This is a genomic window from Pseudarthrobacter sp. alpha12b (assembly GCF_054130495.1).
Window position 1 is genome coordinate 2,270,373 of record NZ_CP196746.1, and the last position, 15,819, is coordinate 2,286,191.

14 protein-coding genes, 1 tRNA gene and 1 pseudogene are annotated in these 15,819 nt (G+C 64.5%); 3 read left to right on the top strand and 13 right to left on the bottom strand.

Annotated features, from left to right (window positions below; translation table 11 throughout):
* Positions 1 to 91: 91 nt before the first annotated feature.
* Both rpoB and ACTAQI_RS10395 read right to left on the bottom strand, forming a co-directional pair.
* Positions 92 to 3,601, bottom strand: a complete 3,510-nt coding sequence (gene rpoB, locus ACTAQI_RS10390) for a DNA-directed RNA polymerase subunit beta (protein ID WP_457950887.1) — start codon at positions 3,599 to 3,601, stop codon at positions 92 to 94.
* A 309-nt stretch (positions 3,602 to 3,910) separates the two neighbouring features.
* Entirely contained in the window at positions 3,911 to 4,402 is a 492-nt protein-coding gene (locus ACTAQI_RS10395; RefSeq protein ID WP_457950888.1) for a hypothetical protein, read from the bottom strand.
* Between the two features lie 272 nt (positions 4,403 to 4,674).
* On the opposite strand from ACTAQI_RS10395, the gene ACTAQI_RS10400 reads away from it, so the two are divergent.
* Positions 4,675 to 5,874 carry an acetyl-CoA C-acetyltransferase gene (locus ACTAQI_RS10400; RefSeq protein ID WP_457950889.1) on the top strand — a complete coding sequence of 400 codons (1,200 nt, stop codon included), beginning with the start codon at positions 4,675 to 4,677 and terminating at the stop codon, positions 5,872 to 5,874.
* Positions 5,874 to 6,371: an aminoacyl-tRNA deacylase gene (locus ACTAQI_RS10405; protein ID WP_457950890.1), complete on the top strand. Its 498-nt coding sequence runs from the start codon at positions 5,874 to 5,876 to the stop codon at positions 6,369 to 6,371. Before ACTAQI_RS10400 ends, ACTAQI_RS10405 begins: the two co-directional genes overlap by 1 nt.
* A 72-nt stretch (positions 6,372 to 6,443) precedes the next feature.
* Here ACTAQI_RS10405 and rplL read toward each other — a convergent pair whose 3' ends face one another.
* From rplL to ACTAQI_RS10450, 9 genes and pseudogenes are all read right to left on the bottom strand, one after another.
* Complete coding sequence (gene rplL / locus ACTAQI_RS10410; protein ID WP_139029946.1) at positions 6,444 to 6,818, bottom strand: 50S ribosomal protein L7/L12; 375 nt, start codon at positions 6,816 to 6,818, stop codon at positions 6,444 to 6,446.
* Between the two features lie 78 nt (positions 6,819 to 6,896).
* Positions 6,897 to 7,478 carry a 50S ribosomal protein L10 gene (rplJ, locus tag ACTAQI_RS10415; protein WP_141942696.1) on the bottom strand — a complete coding sequence of 194 codons (582 nt, stop codon included), beginning with the start codon at positions 7,476 to 7,478 and terminating at the stop codon, positions 6,897 to 6,899.
* Between the two features lie 296 nt (positions 7,479 to 7,774).
* Entirely contained in the window at positions 7,775 to 8,893 is a 1,119-nt protein-coding gene (locus ACTAQI_RS10420; RefSeq protein WP_457950891.1) for a GNAT family N-acetyltransferase, read from the bottom strand.
* 7 nt (positions 8,894 to 8,900) lie between these two features.
* Positions 8,901 to 9,108: pseudogene (locus tag ACTAQI_RS10425) on the bottom strand (GNAT family N-acetyltransferase); the annotation flags it as partial.
* Positions 9,109 to 9,301: 193 nt separating this feature from the next.
* On the bottom strand, positions 9,302 to 10,009 hold the full coding sequence (gene rplA / locus ACTAQI_RS10430) for a 50S ribosomal protein L1 (protein WP_457950892.1): 708 nt from the start codon (positions 10,007 to 10,009) through the stop codon (positions 9,302 to 9,304).
* 178 nt (positions 10,010 to 10,187) lie between these two features.
* A complete protein-coding gene (gene rplK / locus ACTAQI_RS10435) occupies positions 10,188 to 10,619 on the bottom strand; it encodes a 50S ribosomal protein L11 (RefSeq protein WP_018760472.1) in 432 nt (143 codons plus the stop codon).
* Positions 10,620 to 10,747: 128 nt separating this feature from the next.
* Positions 10,748 to 11,557, bottom strand: coding sequence for a transcription termination/antitermination protein NusG (gene nusG / locus ACTAQI_RS10440; protein WP_457950893.1), 810 nt, complete (start codon positions 11,555 to 11,557; stop codon positions 10,748 to 10,750).
* A 114-nt stretch (positions 11,558 to 11,671) separates the two neighbouring features.
* Positions 11,672 to 11,956, bottom strand: coding sequence for a preprotein translocase subunit SecE (gene secE / locus ACTAQI_RS10445; RefSeq protein WP_142133076.1), 285 nt, complete (start codon positions 11,954 to 11,956; stop codon positions 11,672 to 11,674).
* A gap of 82 nt (positions 11,957 to 12,038) precedes the next feature.
* Positions 12,039 to 12,111 (bottom strand) — tRNA-Trp (locus tag ACTAQI_RS10450).
* Between the two features lie 277 nt (positions 12,112 to 12,388).
* On the opposite strand from ACTAQI_RS10450, the gene ACTAQI_RS10455 reads away from it, so the two are divergent.
* Positions 12,389 to 13,606, top strand: coding sequence for a pyridoxal phosphate-dependent aminotransferase (locus tag ACTAQI_RS10455; protein ID WP_457950894.1), 1,218 nt, complete (start codon positions 12,389 to 12,391; stop codon positions 13,604 to 13,606).
* Between the two features lie 124 nt (positions 13,607 to 13,730).
* Here ACTAQI_RS10455 and ACTAQI_RS10460 read toward each other — a convergent pair whose 3' ends face one another.
* A complete protein-coding gene (locus ACTAQI_RS10460) occupies positions 13,731 to 14,420 on the bottom strand; it encodes a LuxR C-terminal-related transcriptional regulator (protein WP_457950895.1) in 690 nt (229 codons plus the stop codon).
* A complete protein-coding gene (locus ACTAQI_RS10465) occupies positions 14,417 to 15,754 on the bottom strand; it encodes an ATP-binding protein (protein WP_457950896.1) in 1,338 nt (445 codons plus the stop codon). The genes ACTAQI_RS10460 and ACTAQI_RS10465 overlap by 4 nt, the downstream gene beginning before the upstream one ends.
* Positions 15,755 to 15,819 lie beyond the last annotated feature (65 nt).

Here is a 15,819-nt window from a genome sequence, read left to right on the forward strand (position 1 = left end):
TCTCTTGTTCTCTAAATTCTGAAGTCTTGGTGCGGAATGAGGGAGGTGGGGTACGACGGCGGGTGGGCACCCGCCGTCGTACGCCCGCCTGCTAGACCTCTTCTACGGAGCTGGGCTCTGCGCGAGACAGATCGATGCCCAGTTCTTCCGCAGCCGTGAAGACTGCGTCATCAGAGTCACGCATTTCAATTGTGGTTCCGTCCGTGGAAAGCACTTCCACGTTCAGGCACAGCGACTGCATTTCCTTGATCAAGACCTTGAAGGATTCGGGAACGCCCGGCTCGGGGATGTTCTCGCCCTTGACGATCGCTTCGTAGACCTTCACACGACCGTGGATGTCATCGGACTTGATCGTGAGGAGTTCCTGGAGGGTGTAGGCGGCGCCGTAAGCTTCGAGCGCCCACACTTCCATTTCACCGAAGCGCTGGCCACCGAACTGTGCCTTACCACCCAGCGGCTGCTGCGTGATCATGGAGTACGGGCCGGTGGAGCGCGCGTGGATCTTGTCGTCCACCAGGTGGTGGAGCTTCAGGATGTACATGTAGCCGACCGAGATCGGATCCGGGAACGGCTCGCCGGAGCGGCCGTCAAACAGGCGGGTCTTGCCCGAGGAGTTGATCAGGCGGTCACCGTCGCGGGTCACGTTGGTGGAATCCAGCAGGCCCGTGATTTCCTCTTCGCGGGCACCGTCGAACACCGGCGTTGCAACAGTGGTGGGACCACTCTCGCGCGGCAGGTTGGGCAGCTGCTTGACCCACTCGGGCTCGCCTTCGATCTTCCAACCGGTCTTGGCAACCCAGCCGAGGTGCGTTTCGAGCACCTGGCCCACGTTCATACGGCCCGGAACACCCAGCGGGTTCAGGACGATGTCAACGGGGGTGCCGTCGGCAAGGAAGGGCATGTCCTCGATCGGAAGGATCTTGGAGATAACACCCTTGTTGCCGTGGCGGCCGGCGAGCTTGTCGCCGTCGGTGATCTTGCGCTTGGCGGCCACGTAGACGCGGACCAGCTGGTTGACGCCCGGGGGCAGCTCGTCGTCGTTGTCGCGGTCGAAGACGCGCACACCGATGACGGTGCCGGACTCGCCGTGGGGAACCTTCAGGGAGGTGTCGCGGACTTCGCGGGACTTCTCGCCGAAGATGGCGCGCAGCAGGCGCTCTTCCGGGGTCAGTTCGGTTTCACCCTTCGGGGTGACCTTTCCAACCAGGATGTCCCCTGCTTCAACCTCGGCACCGATGTGGATGATGCCGCGCTCGTCCAGGCCTGCAAGGACTTCCTCGGACACGTTGGGGATGTCACGGGTGATTTCCTCGGCACCAAGCTTGGTGTCGCGGGCATCGATCTCGTGCTCCTCGATGTGGATGGAGGAAAGGACGTCCTCGGCAACGATGCGCTGCGAGAGGATGATGGCGTCCTCGAAGTTGTGGCCTTCCCATGACATGAATGCCACGAGCAGGTTCTTGCCCAGTGCGAGTTCACCCTGGTCCGTTGCCGGGCCATCGGCGATGATGCCGCCAACTTCCAGGCGCTGGCCTTCGTTGACCAGGACACGGTGGTTGTAGCAGTTGCCCTGGTTGGAGCGGGCGAACTTGTTGATGCGGTAGTTGGTCTCGGTGCCGTCGTCGTTGAGCATGATGACGAGCTCGGCGGAAACCTCGGTGACCACGCCTGCCTTCTTGGCGATGACAACGTCACCGGCGTCGACGGCGGCGGCGCGCTCCATGCCGGTGCCCACGAAGGGGGCCTCGGAACGGACCAGCGGCACAGCCTGGCGCTGCATGTTGGCACCCATGAGTGCACGGTTGGCGTCGTCGTGCTCCAGGAACGGGATCAGGGCGGTAGCCACGGACACCATCTGGCGCGGGGAGACGTCCATGAACTCGACGTCCCCGGCGGGAACCAGGACCGGCTCGCCTCCACCACCGCGGGCACGGACCAGGACGGTCTCTTCGGCGAACTTCTTGTTCTCGTCGAGCGGGGCGTTGGCCTGTGCGATCAGGACCTCGGCCTCGTCGTCGGCCGTCAGGTACTGGACGTCGTCGGACACGACGCCGTCCTTGACCAGCCGGTACGGGGTCTCGATGAAACCGAACGGGTTGATGCGTCCGTAGGAAGCCAGCGAACCGATGAGGCCAATGTTCGGGCCTTCAGGGGTTTCGATGGGGCACATGCGTCCGTAGTGGGACGGGTGCACGTCACGGACTTCCATGCCGGCGCGGTCACGGGACAGACCACCGGGGCCAAGGGCCGACAGGCGGCGCTTGTGGGTCAGGCCCGAGAGCGGGTTGTTCTGGTCCATGAACTGCGACAGCTGGGAGGTTCCGAAGAACTCCTTGATGGCTGCAACCACGGGGCGGATGTTGATCAGGGTCTGCGGCGTGATGGCCTCGACGTCCTGGGTGGTCATACGCTCGCGGACAACGCGCTCCATACGGGACAGGCCGGTGCGGACCTGGTTCTCGATGAGCTCGCCGACGGCGCGGATGCGGCGGTTGCCGAAGTGGTCGATGTCGTCGATCTCGACGCGCAGGTCCACTTCCTGGCCATCGCGGGTGCCCTTGATGGTCTTCTCGCCGGCGTGCAGCGCGACGAGGAACTTGATCATGGCAACGATGTCTTCAACGTGCAGGACGGAGGCTTCCTTGTCGCCAAGGGAGCGGTCGATGCCCAGCTTGCGGTTGATCTTGTAACGGCCAACCTTGGCCAGATCGTAGCGCTTGGAGTTGAAGTACAGGTTGTCCAGCAGGGACTGGGCAGCCTCGACGGTGGGCGGCTCGCCCGGACGCAGCTTGCGGTAGATGTCCAGCAGGGCGTCTTCGCGGGTTTCGGTGGCGTCCTTCTCCAGGGTTGCCCGCATGGAGTCGTACTGGCCGAACTCTTCGAGGATCTGGCCTTCGGTCCAGCCAAGGGCCTTCAGCAGGACGGTGACGGACTGCTTGCGCTTGCGGTCGAGGCGGACACCGACCTGGTCGCGCTTGTCGATCTCGAGCTCAAACCATGCACCGCGGGACGGGATGATCTTCGCGGTGAAGATGTCCTTGTCGCTGGTCTTGTCAGCGGCGCGCTCGAAGTAGGCGCCCGGCGAACGGACCAGCTGGGAGACGACGACACGCTCGGTGCCGTTGACGACGAAGGTGCCCTTCTCGGTCATCAGCGGGAAGTCACCCATGAACACGGTCTGCTGCTTGATTTCGCCCGTGTTGTTGTTCATGAACTCGGCCTTGACGTACAGCGGAGCCGAGTACGTTGCGTCCCGGTCCTTGCACTCGGCCATGGTGTACTTGGGGTCAGCGAACTCCGGATCGGAGAAGCTCAGGGACATGGTGCCCTGGAAGTCCTCAATCGGGGAGATCTCTTCGAAGATGTCCGACAGGCCGGACGTGGTGGCGACGCTGAGATCGTTTTCTTCGACAGCCTTTGCCACGCGTGCCTGCCAGCGCTCATTGCCGACCAGCCAGTCAAAGCTGTCCGTCTGCAGGGCAAGCAGATTCGGAACGTCGAGAGGTTCGTGAATCTTTGCGAATGAGAGCCGGCGAGTGGCACCATCAGTGCTGTCGGCAGTGTTAGCGGTTTCGTTATTAGAGGTGCTCGAGGCGACCAAGAGGGATCCTTCCACAGACCTTCAGGCGTTTTCAGATCTCCCCCGCTGTGCACCCTGCGGAGTGACTCCGCAGCGCTACCATCCGGTTCCGCTATATGACCCGGGGCCTGGACTGACTATGCTGTGACCGTTGTTACGGCACGTTGATTGCCAGCTGCCAGGCAAAGCCCACCGCTATATGAAGGCTGAAGGTAAACAGGGAAGACGCAAATATCTACGATACGGCAAAATAACCTACGTGTCTACCCCACATCCGGCCGGATTGCAAGCACCCGGCTTCCGGCTCCCGTTCAGACGGTTCCGAATCACCTAGAGCCGAAGCGTCACGCCTTCGGCCGTGCAGGCCGCGGAGTTCGCGAAGACGGCATCCCGGACCGCGTCCTGGGATTCCTGGGCCGGTTTGCCCCCGGACCCGGCCGCGGAGGAGCGGTCGATGGCCAACAGGCTGAGCGAGGCGAACAGGCCCTGCAGGTCCCCGGATACGGTGTCCTTTGCGTCCTGGGCCTTCAGGTACACGTCCTCGTAGCCTTTGGAGTCGGTGGGCGAAACAGCGGCGTAGTCCGCCACCAGCCTGTTGAAGAGTTCGCAGGCCTCCCTGGTTCCAGTTGCCGTGGCGCCCTGGCTTCCGGTGCCGGCAGCGCCGGGGCTGCTGGTTGCCGCCTCCCGGGTCTGCGAAGACGGTGACGCCGTTGGCTGGACCGATTCCGCCGGCGCCGGAGTGGACACCGAGCAACCCGCCAGGGCGCCGCCCGTCAGTGCCGCCATGGCACCGATGGCCGCCGCAGTGAGTGTCTTCTTCACGATGTCGCTCCGTCCGTCCCGGCTCCGGACCTGGTGTCCCCCTGCAAAGCGCGTCCCCCTGCAAAGCCTCGCCGTCCACCCTACGCAAGCGGCCGCCGTCGTACACAACCCCGCATATGGGGACCTCTCCCCTGCCGCCCGGTCGGGGCCGCGCAAGGTGCGACAGGCCGCGCCAGGAATGCACATAGCGCCTCCAGCGTTTGAATAGATGGGTGACCAGGCTCACGATAGCCTTGGTGGCTTAGACCGAAACCGGATTGAAAGTGGTAACCATGGGCAACTCTCCCGACAGCAGTGACGTTGTCATCCTCGGGGCAGCACGGACTCCGCAGGGCCGGATCAACGGCCAGCTGTCCAGTCTCACGGCAGTGGACCTTGGTGCGCACGCCATCAAGGCAGCGCTGGCATCCAGTGGTGTCGATGCGGCCGATGTGGAGGCCGTCATCGTGGGCCAGGTCCTCCAGGCAGGCGCCGGGCAGAACCCCGCGCGGCAGAGCGCCGTCGGCGCGGGGATCGGATGGAACGTCCCTGCGGTAACGGTCAACAAGGTGTGCCTTTCGGGCCTGACCGCAGTCATCGACGCCGCCCGGATGATCCGCGCCGGCGAGGCTTCCGTGGTGGTGGCCGGCGGACAGGAGTCCATGAGCCGGGCACCCCACCTGCTTCCGGGATCACGCCAGGGCTGGACGTACGGCTCCATCCAGGCGCTGGACGCTGCCGCCCATGACGGGCTGACAGACGCCTTCGACGGGCAGTCTATGGGCCTGTCCACCGAGACGCGGAACCTTTCGCTGGGCATCGACCGCACCTCCCAGGACAACGTTGCCGCCCAATCGCACCAACGCGCGGCGCTTGCGGCCAAGAACGGAGCGTTCGACGGCGAGATCGCACCCATTAGCGTGAAGCAGCGCAGGGGCGAGCCCTTGGTGGTGGATACCGATGAAGGGGTCCGTCCCAACACATCGATTGAGTCGCTGGCCGGCCTGCGCGCTGCATTCGTCACAGATGGCACCATCACCGCCGGCAACTCCTCTCCCCTGTCAGACGGCGCCGCCGCCCTGGTCCTGGCGTCCCGCGGCTACGCGGAGGAGCACGGGCTGGAGTACCTGGCGGTGGTCGGGAAGCCGGGGCAGGTGGCAGGGCCAGACAATACCCTGCATTCCCAGCCCTCCAACGCCATCATGAACGCCCTCGGTAAAGCGGGCTGGAGCACGGCCGACCTTGACTTCATCGAGATCAATGAAGCGTTCGGCTCTGTGGCCGTGCAGTCCCTCAAGGACCTGGACTACCCGCTGGAGAAGTGCAACATCCACGGCGGCGCCATCGCCCTGGGGCATCCGATCGGCGCCTCGGGTGCACGCCTGGCCGCCCATGCCGCCCATGAGCTGAAGCGGCGCGGCACCGGCAAGGCTGCCGTGTCGCTCTGTGGCGGGGGCGGGCAGGGCGAAGCCCTCCTGCTGTACCGCGACTGATGGCGGGCCCATCCGGAAACGGAGCGGACGGCGTCGGACGGGAACGCTTCCTGGCCGACGCCACTGCCCGCGGGCTGCAGGTTGAGGTGGTGGAACGGCCCGCAGCCAAGAGCCTCGAAGAGGCCGCGGACATCCTGGGAATCAGGCCGGCGGACATCGTCAAGTCCCTGGTGGTCAAGCACAAGGACGGGACGTTCCTCTTCGCACTGGTCCCGGGTGACCGGCAGATCTCCTGGCCCAAGCTCCGTGCCCTGGTGGGGGTGAACAAGCTGTCCCTGCCGCCCGCCGGGACCGCACTGGAAGCCACCGGCTACGAGCGGGGCACCATCACACCGCTGGGCAGCACCACTGCCTGGCCCGTCTATGCCGATGCCACCATCACCGGACGCCGCATCTCCATGGGCGCCGGCGCGCACGGCTACAGCGCGTTCGTGGACGCCGACGCCCTCACCGCAGCCCTGGGCGCCGTGGTGGCGGACATCAGCGACCCCGGCTAAACCAGGCAGCTGCGTTAAAGCAGGAAACCCCGCCCACCGAAGTGGACGGGGTTTCCGAAGGAAAAGGCGTTGTTACTTGAGGGTAACGGTGGCGCCTGCAGCCTCGAGCTGCTCCTTGGCCTTCTCGGCAGCTTCCTTGGTTGCACCTTCGAGGACGGCCTTGGGGGCGCTGTCAACCAGGTCCTTGGCTTCCTTGAGGCCGAGGGAGGTGATGGCGCGAACTTCCTTGATGACCGCGATCTTCTTGTCACCGGCAGCTTCGAGGACGACGTCGAAGTCAGTCTTCTCTTCAACCTCTTCAGCAGCAGCGCCGGCGGGGCCAGCAACAGCTACAGCAGCAGCGGTAACTTCGAAGGTCTCTTCGAAGAGCTTGACGAACTCGGAGAGCTCGATGATGGTCAGTTCCTTGAAAGCTTCAATGAGCTCTTCGTTGCTGAGCTTCGCCATGGTTGGCGTCCTTCCTGTTGTGGTGTCCGAGCGGCGCGGAGCCGGGCCTGACACCGGAGTCTGGTGGGGTGGAGAGAATTAGTTCTCTTCGGCAGCGGGAGCTTCGGCGGGTGCCTCGGCTTCAGCGGCGGGAGCTTCTTCAGCGGCAGGCGCTTCGGCAGCTGCCGGTGCACCGTTCTCTTCTTCAAGCTTGAGGCGCAGTGCGTCGATGATGCGTGCAGCTGCGGCGGCGGGTGCCTTGAGGACGCCTGCAACCTTTGCGAGCTGCAGCTCACGGGACTCGAGGGCAGCCAGTGCGGCGACCTCGGTGGCGTCCAGCGCCTTGCCCTCGAAGTAACCGGTCTTGATGACCAGCTGCTTGTTGGCCTTGGCAAAATCCGTCAGGCTCTTGGCAGCGGCAACTGCGTCACCCTTGATGAACGCGATTGCAGTGGGGCCGGCAAGCTGGCCGTCGAATGCTTCGACACCGGCTTCCTTGGCTGCAATGGCGGTCAGGGTGTTCTTGACGACCGCGAACTTGGTGTCCTGGCCGAGAGAAACACGCAGCTGCTTGAGCTGTGCAACGGTGAGCCCGCGGTATTCGGTCAGGACAGCGGCGTTCGATTCCTTGAAATCGTTAGTGATCTCAGCTACTGCTGAAACCTTGGTAGGCGTTGCCATAACCCTCCTTCCGGGGATAGTGCCGGTATTCGACGGTCCCCGCTCAAGAGAGCTAAAACTAAAAACGCCCCGCGCAGATGCACGGGGCTTGGCTCAACACGGCTGTACCATGGAGCTTTGCTTCGTTCACCTGCGCCGGCCGCCCTGCGTTGAGGGTCCTTCGTCCGGAAAGCCACTGTGGTCTCCAGCGCACAACTACAGAGTTGAGCCATGTTCAGGAGAGTGGATTTCCAACAACCGACGGTCTTTGGTACTCCCAGCTTACGCGAGGCATTGCCGGTCCGCCAAATCGGCGCTCAGCTGGTGCTGGTGTGCAGCGTGGGGAGCTCCTTTTGCCAGATGCCCGTGACCCCGGCCGTCTGGAATCCGAGCTGCTTATTGACGGTCAGGAGGTACCTGTTCTCCGGCGCGTTCCAGGTGTAGATGATGCGTGCGTCCGGGAACTGTTCGCTGAGCCGCTCCATGTTGGCCACCTTGATCAGCAATCCGAGTTTGTTGCCCCGGTGCTCCTGCAGGACCAGGGTGTCGTCCTGGAACACGACGTCGGCCCTGTGCGCCAAGACGGTGATGGTGGTCAGCCCCACCAGCGTTCCGGTGGCGATGTGCTCCACGGCGGTGACCACCGTTCGCCTGCCCTGCGCGATGGCGACGTCCTCCGCCTCGCGGAGGATTCCGCCGTCGAACACCATGTCCTGCTCAACAGGCACGTCCAGCGACGGGTCAACGTCGGCGCCTGCCTGGTTTTCGAGGGCTGCAACAGCCTCCAGCCAGCGGTCAGGGCAGCGGTCAGTCCAGTGGTGCAGCCGGTACCTGCCGTTGTTCGCCTCCTCGGCTTCAGCCTGGAGGTCGGCCACCAGTTTGGTGTCCAGGGGCAGGAGGCAGGAGCTGAACTGCTCAATGTGCTGCAGGGTGTAACCGGTCTTCTGCGCGAACTCCACTTCGCGGCTCTCCAGCGGTACGAACCCCTGCCCGGAACCGGGAACCAGCTGGGCCCGTTCAAACTCATGCAGCGATGCGCCCGGGTGGTTCGTGTCCACCAAGATCATGGTGCGTCCTTCACCCCTGGCAAGCTGTTCGGCAGCCTCAAGCAGGCGGCGCCCCACACCCTGCCGCTGGAACTCGGGCAGGATGTCCAGGGTGAGTTCGGCAAGGTCCAGGTGGTCGGTCAGGGGCAGCGCAATGTCAACCGTGCCAACGATGGCGCCGTCCACCTTGGCGACGAGGATCAACTGCCGCTCATACGGGTCCGCGAACTCAAGCAACTTTTCCTGGGGACCGTAAGCAAGATCGTCACTGCCCCACGTCTGCATCCGCACCTTGCGGCCCACTTCCACGGCGGCAAGGAAGTCCTCCGCGTCCGGGGAATCCAGTGAGTCGGGAATCCATAGCTGCTCGATCTTCACGTCTATTGCCATTCGGGCATCATCCCAGCCGTTTCTGCCACTCACCTTCAGAGCCAGCGGGCCTGAATCCAAGTGCGGTATTTATCGCCAGCATATGCTGGTTTTCGCTTGCATTCCATGTCAGGACCGAGCGCGCCGGGAGCCATTTTTCGCAGGGCGCGGCGCAGGTTTGCACCCTTGATCAGCATCCCCAGGCGGTGGCCCCGGCGCCCGGCCGCCACCAGCGTCCAGGGTGGGTCCCCGCTCCAGGGTCCTCCAGACCTCCAGAGTGTGGGCCTCCTTCATGGCCTGGCAGGCCATGAGCTGAACGGACGGTTCGGCGTTCCCGCGGCCAAAAAGAAGACCGTCCCGGCGCGTAAACGCCGGAACGGTCTTCGGTTGCTCCGGCATCAAGCCGGAAGCAGGAACTTCAGTGAGGAATTACGCCTCGGTGAGCACCTTGGTGACGTTGGGGTCGACAGAGATGCCGGGGCCGAACGTGGTGGCAACGGTTGCCTTCTGGATGTAGCGGCCCTTCGCAGCGGACGGCTTGAGGCGAAGCACCTCTTCCAGTGCTGCTGCGTAGTTCTCGGCCAGCTTGATGGCGTCGAAGGAAACCTTGCCGATGATGAAGTGCAGGTTGGAGTGCTTGTCGACGCGGAAGTCGATCTTTCCACCCTTGATGTCGTTGACGGCCTTGGTGACGTCGGGGGTCACGGTGCCCGTCTTCGGGTTCGGCATCAGGTTACGCGGACCCAGGACCTTACCGAGGCGGCCAACCTTGCCCATGAGGTCAGGGGTGGCAACAGCGGCGTCGAAGTCGGTCCAGCCGCCGGCGATCTTTTCGATCAGGTCGTCGGAACCAACGAAGTCGGCGCCCGCCGCGATTGCTGCCTCCGCCTTGTCGCCGGTTGCGAAAACCAGGACGCGGGAGACCTTACCGGTGCCGTGGGGCAGGTTGACGGTGCCGCGGACCATCTGGTCAGCCTTGCGGGGGTCAACGCCCAGGCGGAAGGCGACCTCAACGGTGGCGTCGAACTTGGACGGGTTGGTGTCCTTAGCCAGCGTTACTGCCTCGAACGGTGCGTAGTGCTTCTCCGCGTCGATCTTGGCGGCTGCTGCCTCATATGCTTTGCTGCGCTTTGCCATGCTGCTTATTTCTCCTTGTGCAGTTGTGGTCTGCGGACCGCGCTGGGCCCTGCCACAGTCGGTGTCCCGGTTCGTTATCCGGCCCGGTTGACCAACATTTCAATTTTTTGGTGCCGGTGTCCCGGCGGTGCCGCCCGTCGTCGTCAATTACCCTGACGCTGGACAGCGGTAAGGGGTATTAGCCCTCGACGGTGATGCCCATGGAGCGGGCGGTGCCGGCGATGATCTTCGCTGCGCCTTCGAGGCTGGTGGCGTTGAGGTCTTCCATCTTGGTGGAGGCGATCTCGTTGACCTGGGCCTGGGTCAGCTTGGCAACCTTGACGGTGTGCGGGGTGGATGAACCCTTGGCAACGCCTGCAGCCTTCTTGATGAGCTCCGCAGCCGGCGGGGTCTTGGTGATGAACGTGAAGGAACGGTCCTCGTAGACCGTGATTTCCACGGGGATGACGTTTCCGCGCTGGGCTTCCGTTGCAGCGTTGTACGCCTTGCAGAATTCCATGATGTTGACACCGTGCTGGCCAAGCGCAGGACCGATCGGCGGGGCCGGGTTGGCGGCACCTGCCTGGATCTGCAGCTTGATGAGGCCGGTGACCTTCTTCTTGGGAGCCAATGTAGGGTCCTTCTCTCAATAACGTCCTGGGGCACAGGAGCGTGCCTCAGGTTTTTGGCCGCCATGGCGAGGCGGCCGGCCGTCCCGGTGCCGCTAAGCGGGCGGCGCCGGGACGAATTCTAGGATTCTCAGATCTTGGTGACCTGGTTGAACGCCAGGGTGACAGGCGTTTCGCGCTCGAAGATGGAGACCAGCACCACGAGGGTCTGGGACTCGGGCTTGATCTCCGAGATCGTGGCGGGGAGGGTCTCGAACGGACCTTCCTTGACGATGACGGACTCGCCGACCTCGAAGTCGACGGCCACGGGAGCCTGGTTCTGCTTGTTGACCGGCTTGCCCTTCTCGGCCTGCTCTTCCTCGAAGACAGGGGCGAGCATAGAGAAGACCTCGTCAAGGCGCAGCGGGACCGGGTTGTGGGCGTTGCCCACGAAGCCGGTGACACCGGGGGTGTGGCGGACGGCGCCCCAGGAGGCGTCGGTCAGGTCCATGCGGACCAGGACGTAGCCGGGGATGCGGACGCGGTTGATCACCTTGCGCTGGGCGTTCTTGATCTCCACGACTTCTTCCATGGGCACCTGGATTTCGAAGATGTAATCTTCCATGTCCAGGGTCTGGATGCGGGTTTCAAGGTTGGCCTTCACGCGGTTTTCGTAACCGGCGTAGGAGTGGATGACGTACCAGTCACCTTCCTGGCGGCGCAGCTTGGCCTTGAACTCCTCGGCGGGATCCGCGGCCGCGGTGGCTGCAGCAGCGGCAAGGGCGTCGGCGGGCTCGTCTTCACCGTCGGCCTCGGCAGCGTCAGCAACTGCTACGTCGGAGGCGGCGTCGTCGGATTCGGGCGTGGAGGACTCAACCTCGGACTCTTCACCGGCTTCTGCCGTGACGTCCCGGGATTCTTCCAGCCCAGTCTCGGTTACCTCGAGCTCCTGCTCAGACACTTGGTCTCCTGCTTCCTCATTGCCTAACATGCCTATTTAAATGGCTCAATTCCGCACACCGGCGCTTCCTTCCGGTTACCCGGGCGAAACACGCGGCCTGCGGACCGTGCAGCCTTAGCTGTCCTTGGAGCCGGTGCCGCCGAAGATCCAGCTGACAGCGGTTCCGAAACCAATGTCCAGCAGGCTGACGATGACCATCATGATGGCCACGAACACCAGCACCACGAGCGTGTAGTTGATCAGTTCCTTGCGGGTGGGGGCAACAACCTTCTTCAGTTCGCCGATGATCTGGCGGACGAAAAGTGCAATGCGGGCGAAGAAGTTTGCCTTGGCTTCCTTCTTAGCTGGGCGGCCCTTGGAGCTGCTGGCAGCTGTTTCGGTCACCTGGTCCTCGCTCATCTTTGCAATGGTGGATTACCCGGCCCTGATCAGAACCATGGTTGCTGCGCCTGCCCCGGGCTTTCGCCCAGAGCAGCTTGCGCAGGGCAGACAGGACTCGAACCTGCAACCTGCGGTTTTGGAGACCGCTGCGCTACCAATTGCGCCACTACCCTATGGAGTGAATCCCACTCTTTGATGACCCAACACCAGCTTGAGCTGGGGCGCACGCCATCATCCGTGTTTCAACACCGGTGAACCAGTCTACGCAAGAACTTCGCCTAGGTAAAACCAGCCCGCCCCGGTCCACCCGAAGTCCGGTCTGAAACGTCCTGCACGGGGCAGTCATAAATCAAAACCGGCACCCCGGAGGGTCCGGTGAACAGCATAGAGTAGAACTCGTCGAATCCCACATTCCAGCCTCCGGGCTGCAAGCGAAGAACGGACCTGCCAATGTCTGCCGCCCGCGTTTCCCAACGCATTTCCGCAATTGCCGAATCCGCAACCCTGGCCGTTGATGCCAAGGCCAAGGCGCTGAAGGCAGCTGGCCGGCCGGTTATTGGCTTCGGTGCGGGCGAACCCGACTTCCCCACCCCGGATTACATTGTCCAGGCGGCCATCGAGGCAGCGGGCCAGCCCAGGTTCCACCGCTACTCCCCCGCCGGCGGCCTGCCCGAGCTGAAGAAGGCCATCGCAGAGAAGACCCTTCGCGACTCCGGCTACCAGGTGGAGCCCTCCCAGGTGCTGGTCACCAACGGCGGCAAGCAGGCCGTGTACAACACCTTCGCCACCCTGGTGGATCCGGGCGACGAAATCCTTGTGCCCGCCCCGTTCTGGACCACCTACCCGGAGGCCATCCGGCTGGCCGGTGGCGTACCGGTTGAGGTTTTCGCTGGTCCCGAACAGGACTACCTGGTGACCGTTGAACAGCTCGAAGCAGCCGTGACGGACCGGACCAAGATCCTGCTGTTCGTCTCGCCGTCGAACCCCACGGGTGCCGTCTACTCCCCCGAGCAGGTGGCGGAGATCGGCAAGTGGGCCGCGGCCAAGGGCCTGTGGGTGGTCACTGACGAAATCTACGAGCACCTGACCTACGACGGCGTGCCGTTCACCTCCATCGCCACTGCCGCCCCGGAACTGGGCGACAAGGTGGTCATCCTCAACGGCGTTGCCAAGACGTACGCCATGACCGGCTGGCGGGTGGGCTGGATGATCGGCCCCGCTGACGTCATCAAGGCGGCCACCAACCTGCAGTCGCACGCCACCTCAAACGTGTCCAACATCATGCAGATCGCGGCCCTCGCTGCCGTATCCGGTCCGCTGACCGCGGTCGACGAAATGAAGGTGGCGTTCGACCGCCGCCGCAAGGCCATCGTGGCCGGCCTGAACGCCATTGAAGGCGTGGAATGCCCGACGCCGAAGGGCGCCTTCTACGTCTACGCGGACGTCCGTGCGCTGCTGGGCAAGGAATTCCCCACCGCGTCCGGCACCGCCAGGCCGCAGACCTCGGCCGAACTGGCCTCGCTGATCCTCGACGAGGTTGAGGTGGCAGTGGTTCCCGGCGAGGCTTTCGGCCCCTCCGGCTTCCTCCGCCTTTCCTACGCCCTGGGCGATGACGATCTCGCCACCGGCGTCCAGCGCCTGCAGGACTTCCTGGGCAAAGCGCAGTAGGACGCCCCATCACGTTCCGCAGGAAAAACGCGAACGCCCCATCACTTGGTGATGGGGCGTTCGCGTTTAGGGCCCGAAAGGTGATGGGGCGTTGGAAATTCGGCGGCAGGATCTGATGGGGCGTTTAGAGGAGGCGGCGCTCCGCGGCCCACTTGGTGAGTTCGTGGCGGCTGGAGAGCTGGAGCTTCCGCAGCACGGCCGACACGTGGGTCTCTACGGTCTTGATGCTGATGAAAAGCTCCTTGGCCACTTCCTTGTAGCTGTAGCCCCGGGCAATCAGCCGCATGACCTCCAGTTCACGGGCGGAGAGCCTGTCCAGTTCATCATCGGCAATGTCCGCTGGGGCAGTGCCGAAGGCGTCCAGGACGAAACCGGCAAGGCGGGGCGAGAAGACCGCGTCGCCGCCGGCCACCCGGAACACGGCGTCGGTAATCTCAGCGCCGGAGATGGTCTTGGTGACATAGCCGCGGGCGCCGGCGCGGATGACCGCAACCACGTCCTCCGCGGCGTCGGAGACGCTCAGGGCCAGGAACCGGGTGGTGGACAGGAGCGCGGCGGAGCCGGCGATCACTTCCCGGCCGCCGCCGCCCAGGCCACCGGGCAGGTGCACATCCAAAAGGACGACGTCGGGCCGCTGCTGGGCGATTACGGCGATGGCCTGCTCAACGGTGGCGGCCTCCCCCACCACCTGGATGCTGGCGTCAAGGTCCGCTTTCAGCCCGGACCGGAAGATGGCGTGGTCGTCCACGATGACCACGCGCGCGGAATTGGCCGGCCGGGCGCCTCCGGCACCGGTTCCCTGGATCGAGTTCATGATTTTCCTTCCGCGTGTTCTGCTGCAGCCGGCAGCCTGAGGCGGACCTCGGTGCCGTCGCCCGTGCTGAGGATGGCAGCCGATCCGCCGTGCCGTTTCATCCTGCCGATTATCGATTCCCGGATGCCGAGCCGGTCCGCCGGTACGTCCCCCAGCTCAAAGCCGGGCCCCCTGTCCTTGATGAAGATCTCGGCCTGCCCGTCAGACGCCTCAAGGTAGACCGAGACCGTCCCGCCGCCATGCCGTGAGGCGTTGAGCATGGCTTCCCGGCTTGCCTGGACCAGAGCTTCGTGCGCCTCGGTCATGGCGGTATCACCAACGGTGACCACCTCGACCGCGTTGCCGAGGGAGTCCTCCACCTCGGCGGCAACAGCCTTGATCCGGTCTGAAAGCTGCCCGCTTTCGCGGCCGGGATCCTGAAACAGCCAGCCACGCAGCTCGCGTTCCTGGGCACGGGCCAGGCGGACGACGTCGTGCTCGCTGCCTGCCCGACGCTGGATTAAGGCGAGGGTCTGCAACACGGAATCGTGGAGGTGGGCGGCGATCTCGGCCCGTTCCGTCTCCCGGATCCGGCCGGAGCGCTCCGCTTCCAGGTCCCGCCAGAACTTCAGGGCCCAGGGCAGCAGGACCAGCACCACGCCACCCAGGACAGCCACGGAAGCCAGCAGCGCCAGCCAGGTCTGTTCCCACGAGCCCGAGCCGGACACCATTACCAGGACACCGGCCACCACCAGCGCCAGTCCCGCTGCAAGCCGTCCCCAGCCGCCGGCCTGGTCCGCCTTGGTCTTGTCCACCAGCCCGGCCCGCCGGGTCTCGTCCAGCTGCATCCACGCGATCGAGGCACCGCCCAGGACGGCGGCAGCGGGGATCAGCGTACCGAGGGACACGTCCACGCCCAGCAGCTGGGCGATCATGATGCCGGCCACCAGCAGGAGTCCGCAGCCGAGCAGGATTTCCTTGCCGTACCGCATTCCGTGCGCCCGGAACCAAGGAGGCCCGGGAGGCCCGCCCGCACCGTCCGGAACGGGACCAGGGGCACCTGCAGGCGGTCCGCCGTCGAATGCCACTCCCGGCACCGCCCGGCTCACCGCCGGGGCAATGGGCGACGCCGGGCGGCGGGCGTTGCGGCGGGCGGCCTCATCCGCGGTGGGCACCATGATCCAGAGCCATGCATAAAAGACCAGGCCCGCTCCTCCCGCGAAGGACGCGAGGACCATGCCCAGGCGGACGTTCTTCACGGGCCAGCCCAGGTGCGCGGCCAGGCCGGAGCACACCCCGGCAATGACACGGTCGCTGCTCCGTGCCAGGGGCGGGCGCGCCGGAAGGGTTGTCATGGGTCAATCCAAGCATGGATCAGGGTTGCCCGGACCGTGTCCGGCCGCTTCCCGGGGACAGCTCA

What these genes read in the sequence shown, in the direction of transcription:
- ACTAQI_RS10405 (WP_457950890.1), top strand. Translation starts at nt 5,874, where the DNA reads ATGGCGGGCCCATCCGGAAACGGAGCGGACGGCGTCGGACGGGAACGC.
- ACTAQI_RS10460 (WP_457950895.1), bottom strand. Translation starts at nt 14,420, where the DNA reads ATGAACTCGATCCAGGGAACCGGTGCCGGAGGCGCCCGGCCGGCCAAT.
- secE (WP_142133076.1), bottom strand. Translation starts at nt 11,956, where the DNA reads ATGAGCGAGGACCAGGTGACCGAAACAGCTGCCAGCAGCTCCAAGGGC.
- rplA (WP_457950892.1), bottom strand. Translation starts at nt 10,009, where the DNA reads ATGGCAAAGCGCAGCAAAGCATATGAGGCAGCAGCCGCCAAGATCGAC.
- rplJ (WP_141942696.1), bottom strand. Translation starts at nt 7,478, where the DNA reads ATGGCAACGCCTACCAAGGTTTCAGCAGTAGCTGAGATCACTAACGAT.
- rplL (WP_139029946.1), bottom strand. Translation starts at nt 6,818, where the DNA reads ATGGCGAAGCTCAGCAACGAAGAGCTCATTGAAGCTTTCAAGGAACTG.
- ACTAQI_RS10400 (WP_457950889.1), top strand. Translation starts at nt 4,675, where the DNA reads ATGGGCAACTCTCCCGACAGCAGTGACGTTGTCATCCTCGGGGCAGCA.
- ACTAQI_RS10420 (WP_457950891.1), bottom strand. Translation starts at nt 8,893, where the DNA reads ATGGCAATAGACGTGAAGATCGAGCAGCTATGGATTCCCGACTCACTG.
- ACTAQI_RS10465 (WP_457950896.1), bottom strand. Translation starts at nt 15,754, where the DNA reads ATGACAACCCTTCCGGCGCGCCCGCCCCTGGCACGGAGCAGCGACCGT.
- ACTAQI_RS10455 (WP_457950894.1), top strand. Translation starts at nt 12,389, where the DNA reads ATGTCTGCCGCCCGCGTTTCCCAACGCATTTCCGCAATTGCCGAATCC.